This window comes from Vibrio sp. KUL80 (assembly GCF_059725495.1).
Genome location: NZ_AP045841.1, coordinates 1,281,598 through 1,293,738 on the forward strand (window position 1 = coordinate 1,281,598; position 12,141 = coordinate 1,293,738).

General features: G+C 48.3%; 9 protein-coding genes. 2 read left to right on the forward strand and 7 right to left on the reverse strand.

The window, feature by feature from the left end:
• The first annotated feature begins 58 nt into the window (after nucleotides 1–58).
• On the forward strand, nucleotides 59–1,549 hold the full coding sequence (locus tag AC6I8U_RS05880) for an ArnT family glycosyltransferase (protein WP_498017977.1): 1,491 nt from the start codon (nucleotides 59–61) through the stop codon (nucleotides 1,547–1,549).
• A gap of 1,123 nt (nucleotides 1,550–2,672) precedes the next feature.
• On the opposite strand, the gene metR is transcribed toward AC6I8U_RS05880, so the two are convergent.
• Nucleotides 2,673–3,584, reverse strand: coding sequence for an HTH-type transcriptional regulator MetR (metR, locus tag AC6I8U_RS05885; protein ID WP_498017978.1), 912 nt, complete (start codon nucleotides 3,582–3,584; stop codon nucleotides 2,673–2,675).
• 201 nt (nucleotides 3,585–3,785) lie between these two features.
• On the opposite strand from metR, the gene metE reads away from it, so the two are divergent.
• Entirely contained in the window at nucleotides 3,786–6,065 is a 2,280-nt protein-coding gene (metE, locus tag AC6I8U_RS05890; RefSeq protein WP_498017979.1) for a 5-methyltetrahydropteroyltriglutamate--homocysteine S-methyltransferase, read from the forward strand.
• Between the two features lie 109 nt (nucleotides 6,066–6,174).
• Here the strand turns inward: metE and AC6I8U_RS05895 are convergent, their stop codons facing one another.
• From AC6I8U_RS05895 to AC6I8U_RS05920, 6 genes are all read right to left on the reverse strand, one after another.
• Nucleotides 6,175–8,622: a trimethylamine-N-oxide reductase 2 gene (locus tag AC6I8U_RS05895; RefSeq protein ID WP_498017980.1), complete on the reverse strand. Its 2,448-nt coding sequence runs from the start codon at nucleotides 8,620–8,622 to the stop codon at nucleotides 6,175–6,177.
• 18 nt (nucleotides 8,623–8,640) lie between these two features.
• Complete coding sequence (locus AC6I8U_RS05900; protein ID WP_498017981.1) at nucleotides 8,641–9,735, reverse strand: NapC/NirT family cytochrome c; 1,095 nt, start codon at nucleotides 9,733–9,735, stop codon at nucleotides 8,641–8,643.
• 310 nt (nucleotides 9,736–10,045) lie between these two features.
• A complete protein-coding gene (locus tag AC6I8U_RS05905) occupies nucleotides 10,046–10,453 on the reverse strand; it encodes a GspS/AspS pilotin family protein (protein ID WP_252011817.1) in 408 nt (135 codons plus the stop codon).
• Nucleotides 10,454–10,470: 17 nt separating this feature from the next.
• On the reverse strand, nucleotides 10,471–10,767 hold the full coding sequence (locus AC6I8U_RS05910; protein WP_234495630.1) for a YciI family protein: 297 nt from the start codon (nucleotides 10,765–10,767) through the stop codon (nucleotides 10,471–10,473).
• 85 nt (nucleotides 10,768–10,852) lie between these two features.
• On the reverse strand, nucleotides 10,853–11,254 hold the full coding sequence (gene yciA / locus AC6I8U_RS05915) for an acyl-CoA thioester hydrolase YciA (protein ID WP_394151505.1): 402 nt from the start codon (nucleotides 11,252–11,254) through the stop codon (nucleotides 10,853–10,855).
• An 86-nt stretch (nucleotides 11,255–11,340) separates the two neighbouring features.
• A complete protein-coding gene (locus AC6I8U_RS05920; RefSeq protein ID WP_498017982.1) occupies nucleotides 11,341–11,913 on the reverse strand; it encodes a septation protein A in 573 nt (190 codons plus the stop codon).
• Nucleotides 11,914–12,141 lie beyond the last annotated feature (228 nt).

Below are 12,141 nucleotides of genomic sequence, written 5' to 3' on the forward strand. Positions count from 1 at the left end.
TTAACCTCAGTAGAGTTTGCCGCCAAACCCCTGAAATTGACCGAGTCCAAGGGAGTCTATGCTGTCTACCATTCTTCACTTTGATCAACATCCAACGTCAACCAATGATGTTGCACGCTCACATCGAGCGGCAGCCATCTGGTGTTTCGTCTACGCAATCGCGTGGTCGTTGGTGTCCTATAATCTCGATCCTGCTGTGCCTTACGATGCCATCGAGGCATTAAACTGGGCAAGCAATGGTGAGTTGGGTAGTCCAAAGAACCCTTGGTTGGTTGGCGTTGTGGCGCGCATCCTTTTGTTGTCCCCTTCGCCTGAGTTTTCTTCTGCGCATTGGTATGTCGGACACTTCTTCGTTGTTGCCGCGGGTATGCTTGGCTGCTATCGCCTCGCTTACAAGCTAACAGATTCCGTCGCGTTTGCCTGGCTTGGTATGCTGACGCTTAACTTGTCTGGTGTTATCAACTTTGATGCGATTCCTTATAACGACAACTTTTTGTTGTTTGGCTCTTGGTCTTGGATTTTGCTTCTGTTTGTCAAAGCGGTATATGACGACTCAAGGTGGTGGATTGCGTTTGGTGTATTAGCGGGCTTATCTGCCATGGCGAAGTACTCGACATTTGCACCCGTAGCCATGGTATTTATCTTGAGCCTGACTGTACCGAGTGTTCGTCGTTTTTGGCGTGACCGTAATTTCTATATTGGGATTGTCGCATTCCTTGCTTTGGTGACTCCGAACTTCTTTTGGATGTTTGCAAATAACTTTTCTTCGGTGAAGTGGGTAGGGAGCCAAGTCGCGGCTCAGCTTAGCCCGGGAAGTTGGTTAGCGTTGCTTTCGGTATTCTATCCGTTGATTCTTTTGGCTGGGCTATTGGGCAAACGTGGTTTGCGCTTTACGAAACAAGTGCCAGAGAAGGTGTGGCTAACGACTTTTGTTTTGTTTGCACCCCTTGTAGTGATTATGGCTTGGTTTTCGTTCCATGCTGGTGGTCGACTAGTAGAGTGGCTTCACCCGTTCTTTATGCCAGCGCCAGCCGTACTGGTGGCGTTTTTAAAGAAAGAGGTGATTGGCTCGCTGTCTCGCGCTTTCAAGGTTCTGTTCTTTATGGGGCTATTGATGATCGTTGGGTATAGCTCGGTGATGGTGTTTAACGTGCGAAATGCGGGTCAGTATTTCTCGGGCTTTAAGACGTTAAGCCATGAAGCTGAGCAGTATTGGTATGAGCACTCTGATAAGCCGTTGAAGTTGGTTGGGGGCTCTGGTTTGGCGGAATGGCTGACCTTCTATATCGCGCCTCACCCAATGGTGACCAACCCTTGGGATAATGAGACGCTGCCGAATATCTACAATCGCAACATCTCTGCAGAGCAAATCGAGGCGGAAGGCGCATTTTTGCTAGGCGCTGAAGGCGCTGGGTGTAGTGAGAATGCGTTCTCGCACTTTACGAGTCACTGGCCAGAGTTTGAGGTAGAGAGTACGAAAGAAGTGGTTTACAAGAATAGTCCGGAAGAGCCAGAGGTGTTGGTTTGTTTTGGGGTTGTGAGTCCGTAGTTGGGCGATGCGACGATAGGAGCTAGCCTTCTGTTCTCCCCTAATATAGGGGGAGTTAGAGGGGGTAAAGCGGACTAACAGTTGGCGATTGAAGCTAGATTCAGCCTCCGCATTTCACCCCTCCCAGCCTCCCCTTAGTAAGGGGAGGAGCCAGTGCTCGCTATCGCGCAGCATATTAAAAGGCGATGCGACGATAGGAGCTAGCCTTGTGTTCTCCCCCTTGATAAGGGGGAGTTAGAGGGGGTAAAGCGGACTAACAGTTAGCGATTGAAGCTAGGTTCAAGCTCCGCGTTTCCACCCCTCCCAGCCTCCCCTTAGCAATGGGAGGAGCCATAGGCTCGCTATCGCGCCGCCTAATATAAGTGAAGCTGAGTGAAGAACATCCGAACAGTTGAAGCGATGCGACGGTAGGAGCTAGCCTTGTGTTCTTCCCCTAATATAGGGGGAGCTAGAGGGGGTAAATCGGACCAACAGTTAGCGATTGAAGCTAGATTCAATCTCTGCGTTTCCACCCCTCCCAGCCTCCCCTTAGTAAGGGGAGGAGCCAGTGCTCGCTATCGCGCAGCATATTAAAAGGCGATGCGACGATAGGAGCTAGCCTTGTGTTCTCCCCCTTGATAAGGGGGAGTTAGAGGGGGTAAAGCGGACTAACAGTTAGCGATTGAAGCTAGGTTCAGCCATCGCGTTTCCACCCCTCCCGGCCTCCCGGCTACGCGCCCCGCTTGCAAGGGGAGGAGCTATAAGCTCGCTTCGCGAAGCTCACTAAAAGGCGATGCGACGAGAGGAGCTAGCCTTGTGTTCTCCCCTAATATAGGGGGAGCTAGAGGGGGTAAAGCGGACTAACAGTTAGCGTCTGAAGCTAGATTCAGCCTCCGCGTTCACCCCTCCCAGCCTCCCCTTAGCAAGGGGAGGAGCTATAAGCTCGCTGCCGCTAAGCTTACGAAAAGGCAAATGCGACAATAGGAGCTAGCCCAGTGTTCTCCCCCCTAAAATAGGGGACCTAGAGGGGGTAAAGCGGACTAACAGCTAGCGCCTGAAGCTAGATTCAGCCTCCGCGTTTCACCCCTCCCAGCTACGCGCCCCGCTAACAAGGGGAGGTGCTATAGGCTCGCTATTACGCCGCTTAAGCGACTTTAATCCCTTCCAAATGCTGCTGACATTGTGCTCGCGCAGTCCCAAAAAACGCTTGTAAATAGTGCTTATCTTTCTCACCATTCCGAACCGCGGCGAACAAGCGTCGCCACAAACCATCACCCAGCGGGCGACTGGTAATTAATCCCTGACGTGAAAACTCACTAACCGCCCAATTCGGCAGCGCAGCGACCCCTAAACCCGCGGAAACCATCTGAACCAGCATCAGTGTATTGTCCGCTTGCTTCCATTTATTGGGCTCAATTCCTGCTGGCGTTAGAAAGTGTTTAACCACGTCGAGACGCTGCTTTTGTACTGGATAGGTAAGTAAGGTTTGGTCCGCCAGGTCCTCTGGCTCAATATACTCTTTTTCAGCTAATGGATGGGATAGGGAAGTAACCAAGCGCATCTCGAAATCAAACAAAGGTTCATAATGCACTTCAGAGCGAGGTTGGATGTCTGAGGTGATCACGAGATCTAACTCACCACCGACCAACGCAGGGAGTGGTTCAAACCCAAAACCAGAAGAAAAGTCGAGCTCGACATGCGGCCATGCGAGTTGGTATTCCTTAAGGGCAGGCATGAGCCATTGAAAACAGGAGTGACAGTCTATCGCCATATGAAGTCTGCCATTCACATCCTCTTTTAATCCTGCAAGGTCGCCTTCTGCTTGAGCGATTCTAGGCAGAACCTCATTAGCTAAGTTAAGAAGGATCTCACCCTCAGAAGTAAACTTCACCGGACGAGTTTTGCGAATAAAAAGTTGGGAGCCGATACGAGCTTCAAGATCTTTTAATTGATGAGACAGCGCCGACTGCGTCAAGTGTAACGATGTCGCCGTTGCTGTTAATGATCCTGTGTCCCGCAGCGACGCGAGCGTTTTTAAGTGCTTTAACTCAATCATGAAATTCCCTCATCCTTAATCCCTTTTCATTAACTTACCGCGCTTTTAAGGATATGTAAACGTCTAGACGTCCAAATGAGGGATTCTTCCTTCATGAGAATCCTTCATATTTATGGTGAATGAATTGCGATTGTTCATGTTGTGCGGTTGAGAGATGCTTTAGCCATCCAGACTGCTAACGAAAAATAAAAGGACAATACTATGACAGCAACGCACATTCTTGGTTACCCGCGCATTGGTGAAAAACGTGAGCTTAAGTTCGCCCTAGAGAAATACTGGCGCGGTGAGCTGGACCAAAACGGCTTAAAGGAAGTCGCGGCGACAATCCGTAACGAGAACTGGGCACGCCAACAGCAAGATGGCCTCGACTTTGTAACAGCAGGGGACTTTGCTTGGTATGACCATGTATTAGGTACGAGTTTGTTACTAGGTCACGTGCCTAAACGCCATAACAAGGGTTTCCCGGACCTAGATACCCTGTTCCGAATCGGTCGTGGTCAGTCTCAATCAAATTGTGACTGTGCAGGTGAAGCAGCATCAGACATGACTAAGTGGTTCAACACCAACTATCACTACATAGTCCCTGAGTTCTCGTCTGATGATCAGTTTAAAGTGAGCTGGACACAGCTGTTTGATGAAATTAATGAGGCTCAGCAGCAAGGGCATAAAGTAAAACCCGTACTACTAGGTCCTCTGAGCTACTTGTATCTCGGTAAAGAGGTGGAACAAGGGTTCGATCGTTTGTCACTGCTTCCAAGACTGCTTACTGCCTACCAAGCAATTTTCGCTAAGTTTGAAAAACTAGGCATCGAGTGGGTACAAGTTGATGAACCTATCTTGGCATTGGAGTTGGACAAAGTCTGGTTAGATAGCTTCAAACTCGCGTATCAAGTGATTCGCAGTGACGTGAAAGTACTGCTGGCAACTTACTTTGATTCTGTCGTCGATTCACTGGATAAGATTACTGAGCTCGACGTCGATGGTCTTCATATCGATATCGCTGCAGCGCCAGCACAGCTAGAGTCAGTCGTGGAACAGCTACCAAGTGAGTGGGTGTTGTCTGCGGGTATCATTAATGGTCGAAATGTGTGGCGTGCTAATTTGCATAGTGCACTGCAAACACTCAAGCCAATTAAGGAGCAGTTGGGTGAAAGGCTATGGGTTGCTTCGTCTTGTTCACTACTTCACAGCCCGGTGAATGTTGAGCATGAAACTAAGCTTCCAGAAGGCACGAAAAACTGGTTCTCGTTTGCGAAGCAAAAAGTATCGGAAGTGTCGTGGCTTGCCAAAGCTCTGGATGGTGATCGTGAAGCTATCGAATACTGCGCCCAATATAGTCAGCCAATTCTAGACCGCGCTCGCTCTACGTGGGTAAACAAGCCGCAAGTACAAAACCGAGTGGCTGCACTTACTGCGACAAGTGGCGACCGCAGCGCCCCTTACATCGAGCGTGCTCATCACCAGCAAGAGGTGCTAAAACTTCCTAAGCTGCCTACAACGACTATTGGTTCGTTCCCTCAAACTGCTGAGGTGCGTAAGAGCCGTGCAGCGTTCAAGCGTGGTGAGATCGGTGTCGCTGAATATGAGTCATTAATGAAAGGCTTTATCAAAGATACCGTTGAGCGCCAAGAAGCCACCGGCCTTGATGTGCTGGTTCATGGCGAAGCTGAGCGCAACGATATGGTGGAGTACTTTGCCGAGAACTTATCAGGCTTTCAAACTACGGAGTTTGGTTGGGTACAAAGTTATGGCTCACGCTGCGTGAAACCGGCGATTGTTGTTGCAGATATTGAGCGAGATAAGCCGATTACAGTTGATTGGTCGACCTACGCACAGTCACTTACCGACAAACCAATGAAGGGCATGCTGACAGGCCCCGTGACGATTCTCTGCTGGACCTTCCCTCGCGAAGATGTCTCCCGTGAGACGATTGCGAACCAGTTGGCACTCGCGCTGCAAGATGAAGTGGACGCACTGCAAAACGCAAACATCAATATCATTCAGATTGATGAGCCAGCGATTCGTGAGGGTCTGCCTCTAAAACAACGTGACCATAAAGAGTACCTCGATTGGGCAGTGAACGCGTTCAAAGTATCGGCAGCGAGTGCACGACCAGAAACACAGATCCACACTCATATGTGTTACAGCGAGTTCAACGAGATTATTGAATCGGTCGCTGAGCTGGATGCGGATGTGATTACCATCGAAACCTCGCGTTCAAACATGGAACTTCTGAACGCGTTTGAAGAGTTTAACTATCCGAATGAGATTGGTCCTGGTGTGTATGACATCCACTCACCAAACATTCCTAAAGTGGAGTGGATAGAGCAGCTTATTGAGAAGGCGGCAAAGCGTATTCCAGTCGAAAGACTCTGGGTGAATCCAGATTGTGGTCTTAAAACCCGTAACTGGGAAGAAACGGAAGCGTCACTAACTAACCTGGTGCAAGCTGCGAAAAACTTGCGTGAGCGTCTATTGTAATAGGCGGTATTTGTTTTAGATGCAAAAAAGAACCCCACTTTTAAAAAGTGGGGTTTGTCTATTGTTCCGACCGAAACCAGTGTACTTCGGTCTTTTTGTCTACGTGTGGCTAAGCATTCTTAGGCGGCGTGAAAGCCATGAGCCCCGGTACTTTGCCCGTGTATTTTTCGATACGTACCAAGGAGGAGTTAGCCGCACAGCCGTTGGCTAAGCGCGAGGTAGGGATGTCACTTGTGAGCACGTTAGCGCCACCGTTACGACACATACCCGTCTCTGGGTCCAGATCTGGCCAGCCACCTTCGTGAATACACACGGAGCCTTGCTTAATGCCGTCTGTGACCAGAGCACCCACAAGAACTTGACCACGATCGTTAAACGCTCGAACTAAATCGCCACTTTGGATACCACGAGCTTTTGCATCCTCAGTGTTGATCGAAATCGGTTCACGGTCGGCAATCGCATACTCTTCACGCAGTTTGGCATAGTTAAATTGGCTATGTAGACGATGTGCAGCGTGAGCCGTCATAAGCTGTAACTCACCTTCTTTTGCAGAGCCGAAGAATTCCGTTGGTTCCATCCAGGTAGGGTGCGCTGGACAATCTTTGTATCCATAGCCTTCGATGGTCTTCGAATATATCTCGATCTTACCACTTGGCGTACCTAACGGGTTCATCACTGGGTCAGCTCTAAAGTCAGCATGGCGGACGAATGCCGCAGCTTTCTTATTAAACTTCATCTCAATGAGTTCATTGTCATCCCAGAACTTACCGAAGTTAGGCATACGAACGCGTGCAGCACGTCCGCCTTTTTGCGCCGCTTCATAGAAGCCTTTGAGCCAGTCCATCTCAGATTTGCCTTCGGTATACACATCGCGACCGCCGGCTTTGATCATCTCAGCCATATCGGCAAATACATCGAAGTCATTGCGAGCTTCGCCTTGAGGCTCGACGACTTGTTTCATAGGCACTAAGTGCTGGTTACTGTAGTCGCCGGTCATGGTCATATCGTTACGCTCGAATGACGTGGTAATAGGCAACACAATATCGGCATGCTTAGCAGCCGCAGTCCAATAGATTTCTGAAATCACGATCAACTCTGGCTTTTGCCACGCTTTGATCAGACGGTTGGTGTCTTGGTGGTGAGTAAAGTTAGCACCGCCAGCCCACCAAATCATTTTGATTTCAGGGAAGGTTTTCTCATGGCCATTATGCTGATATTTTTGGCCTGGGTTTTCCAGAGCTTCGACGATTCGAGCTACTGGGAATGAGTTAACGGCACCGGAGACTGCCCAATCATTACCCGCAGAGGAACCACCACCGATAGATGCTGAAATTGCCGGTAATACACCTGCATCTCGAGTAGGGTTACCACCATTAGAATAGTGATAAGAGAAGCCAAAACCACCACCTGGGAGGCCAATCTGTCCAAGCATTGCTGCAAGAGTAGCAATCATCCAGTGGCGCTGCTCACCAAATTGCTGACGCTGAATACCCCAGCCGGCCATTAACATGGTGCGGTTTGAGCTAAAGATTTCCGCAAGAAGCTCAATCTGCTTCGCAGGCACTCCAGTGATATCGGCAGCCCACTCAGAGGTCTTTTCGACACCATCTTCTTTACCTAGCAGATACGCTTCGAACTGATCGTAGCCCGTCGTGTATTTATCTAAGAAAGCTTTATCGTGCTTGCCATTCTTAACCAGTGTATGTGCGATACCCATTAGCATAGCGACATCAGTCATTGGACGCGGAGCGATCCACTGGATCTTGTCTTCGAAGAAGTCGATGGTTTCAGAGCGCATTGGGTCAATCGCGATGATCGTCTTGCCCGACTTCTTAAGCTGGTGGAAGAACTCAAGACCAGAGCAGTCCGTTGAGCTCCAAGCAATCTTAAGTGTATTGAGAGGGTTCATACCCCAAAGTACAACAACGTCGCTGTGCTCAAGAACCATTGGGTGTGTTGTTTGCTGCTCATAGACCTCAATAGAACCCATCACGTGGGGCATGATGACCTGTGCGGCACCCGTAGAGTAGTCTCCTAGGTGGCCAGAGTAACCGCCCGCCATACTCATATAGCGTTGAAGTAGGGTCTGTGCCTTGTGAAGTACACCAGAAGAGCGCCAACCATAGGAGCCGGCAAAGATGGATTCTGGCCCATTCGCCTGACGAATACGCATATGTTGTTCGTGAATGAGTTTGTAGGCATCGTCCCAAGACACGCGTACATATTCATCTTTGCCGCGCTCACCAGATGGTGCTGCTGGGTTGTCGAGATAGCCTTTACGTACCATCGGGTATTTGATTCGAGCCTTAGTGTAAACCTGATCAGGGCCAGTAGTCTGTAGGCTATTGGGTACTGTTTGCGCGAGCGCATTCTTACTAGCGACCAGCTTGCCATCTTTGACTTCACATAACATTGGTCCCATACGACCTGCTGTTAACACACCAGAACCTCGCTTAGAGGCAGCAACTGCAGATAGGGGAGTGAGGGAGGTAAACGCCAAAGCGCCCGCAGCCATGCTTGAGCCTTTGAGGAATCCACGACGTGTAATATCTGTCATATCTCTTTCCTTATTGTTTTAGTGACCAGCCACGTCTTTTGCGTGGTTTTGGAAGAATTTGGTGAGAATCTCGAGATCCAGAGCTGAGATATCCGTTCTGTCACCCATGCCTTTAGCAACGGGACCCCAGGCGTTGACGGTAAAGTGGTTGGCAGGGATCTTGGTGTGACAAGTCGCGCAGTAGACGTTATCTAGCTCTTCTGCATAGCTCCAAAGTGGCTCAGGAGTACCTAATACCGGTGCTTCGATGACGGCTGCTAGTGTTGCTGTACGCCATTCGTTGCCATACTCGTCAGCCTCAAACTCGCCTACAGTTAACGCTTGCTGGCCTGCATCACTCAACATGGCAATAATGTTTCTCTGTCCACGACCCATGTAAAGCACCTGTTCCGCGCCTTTCATTTGGTAACCAGAGATCTCTATATTGCGAGCATTGTCTTGTGTTGATTTAACCGTCATCTCAACCGCTGGGTTAATGCTGCCGAGCTCGTCAAGGTCGATTTTCGCAACTGAGTAAACGGTCGAAGCGTCAGCTGCCGTGCTTTCAGTTTGAGCGACGACGCGATTGTATGCCTCGCTGTCGAGCTCTGGCTCTGGTGCGAAGTGGGCAACACCTTTATGGCAATCGATGCAGGTTTGGTTATTGGCAATGCCATACTCATGCATCTTCGCGGCGTCTTCAGATTGCTCGTAGCTGTCCATGGCATCGAAAGAGTGGCATGAACGGCAAGTAGCGGAATCATTGGCACGAAGCTGGGCCCATACTGCTTCAGCCATTTCCATACGATGAGCTTCATACTTGTCTTCATCGTCAATCTTGCCAGTGACAAACTCGTGGTAGATATCTTTGGTGGCACGGATTTTCGTGATGACGTAATCAACGGGGTCGGTAGGAATATGGCAGTCAGAACACTCAGCTCTGATGCCTTTTGCGTTAGTGAAGTGGATAGAGCCTTGGTATTCCTCGTAAGGAATCTGCATTGAGTGACAAGATAAGCAAAACTCAGTACTGGAGGTCTTGTGCATGATTGCAGCTGTACCGCCCAGCGAGAGCCAGCCAACTAAGATACCGAGGGTAGCAACGACTAGAATGTGTCTTTTTTTTATTTTCATAAGCACTTATTAATAATTGTGTCATTTTATTTTCTATCTCTACGCTACTCCTTTAGTGGTATCCTTTGACTTGATTTAAATCATAAATAACCCCTCAATTAATGTGGGTTATCGGAATTGTGCAAAAGCTCACTTTTTATCATCAGATAAGAAATGGGGAGGAAACGCAGTACGAAGAAAGCTCGCGGATTGTTACTCCCTCATTGTGAAAAATAGTTTTTAGGCTTAATTGAAAGGCGTGAAAAATGGATGACCGATAAAAAAAGAGGCTTGCATATGCAAGCCTCTTTGGTGGAATAGAGTTATCGCTTTAGTTAGGAAGCGGCTGACTACAGTACTGTTGAGTCACCATTTGATCTATCATCAACTGGCCACGCGTGTTGCGGATCATGATGCGGTAAGCGAGCCCTAAATCGAGATTCGCTTTCACTTCGCGGTCTGTACAGTAATAGTTCATACTATTGCGAAGAAGCTGATCTAATGACAAAGCGCCTTTAGCATCAGTATTGTAGAGCATCATAATTTCAACCACGCCTTTGCTTGCTGATGCTTTCATGATCGACAGCGGGCCTTGCTCAATAGGCAAACCAGAAGAAATCACACTAGCGCGACTTTGCGCTAAAAGTTCGAGTTTACGGCGCTCGTCTTCACCTGTGCTCGAACAACCCGCCAGCACCGTGAGTGCGGCAATTGCTAGCCAACTTAGTTTATTTTTCATTGTGCTATTTATCGCTATTAAAGTACTTTCTTGAATGGTTTAACGATGACATTTTCGTAAACGCCAGCTTCAATGTATGGATCAGCATCAGCCCAAGCTTGAGCCGCTGCAAGCGATTCAAACTCTGCGATTACCGTTGAGCCAGTGAAACCCGCTTCACCTGGGTTCTCACTATCAATAGCGGGCATTGGACCTGCGGTCAGAAGACGACCTTCATCACGTAGTGCTTGAAGTCTTTCTAGGTGCTGTGGGCGTACACTCAGACGCTTTTCTAGCGAGTTCTCGACATCTTGAGAAAAAATAACGTACCACATATTTGTATCCTTCAAATAGTTCAGTAACTTAAATTCTTTCTATAAGATGTCATTTTTTCACTGAAAAGTCATCGTTAGGTGTCGCTTAATTTGGATTAATTGGACGTGGACGCCCATCTACATCAATTGCAACGTAGTTAAAGGTGGCTTCACAGACCTGATAACGCTCACCAACACCCTCAATGCTGACGGGTTTCACCCAAACATCCAGGTTGATGGACATTGATGTATTGCCGATGCGAGTACACTCGCCATAACAGCAAACCACGTCACCTACTTTAACTGGGTGCTTAAAGGTGATGCCTGAAACAGAAACGGTAACGATACGTCCAAGTGAAATTTCTTTTGCGAGGATACCGCCAGCAAGGTCAAGCTGAGACATGATCCAACCACCGAAAATATCACCATTGGCATTGGTGTTTTCCGGCATCGCTAATGTACGAGTGATTAGTTGGCCTTTAGGAGTGTTCGATGTTGTATTTGTCATGATTATAATCTTCCAGAAACAGCACAGCGACCCGTAGGTCGCTGATTCTTAGTCGTTCGCGGAGTATACAAAAGATCCGCCGCTGTTCAAGACGTATGATCTTGGTTCTCATTTTTGGTGTCTTCGTCGGCTTGCTCTTTCGGCATGTGCTTATAGATGTAAATGCCAGTAAAGACAGTAAAAAGTAGAGTCGCGATGAGCAGCCCAAACACTTTGAAGTTGACCCACACATCAAGTGGCAATGAGTACGCGACGTAAATATTCAGACCAGCGCAAAATGAGAAGAAGCCGACCCATGCGTAATTCACTTTTGCCCAGACACTATCCGGTAGGGTTAGCTCTTTGCCTAACATACCTTTGATCAAGCCACGCCCCATTGCATGAGTCACTGCGAGTGCGATGGCGAACAGCGCATAAACAATGGTGACTTTCCACTTAATGAAGTTGTCATCATGGAAGAAGATGGTCATGCCGCCGAATACTGCCACCATAGCAAACGTAATGAGCTGCATTTTTTCTACTTTCTTGTATAGAAGGTAGGTCACACCTATTTGAACGGCAGTGGCTATGATAAGCGCCCCTGTTGCCACGTAAATATCCTGCATTTTGTACAAGACGAAGAAAATAATCAGGGGAATAAAGTCGAGTAGTTGCTTCATTGGTTGAGCTAAGCCTTTTTATAGAATATCGCTGTAGTGTATCGAAAAGTCCTCGCAGCATAAAACGGTAATAGGAGGCTGGAAGCAGTAACACAGTTTTCATTATTACTATTATCTAGCACGTCAATTGCACCAGAATGCAGCAGCTATTGATAGAATAGCGCCTGTAAATGTTTACGAAATGTTAACAACCGAGTTTTTGCTCTATTCTTGTTTATTACAGATTTG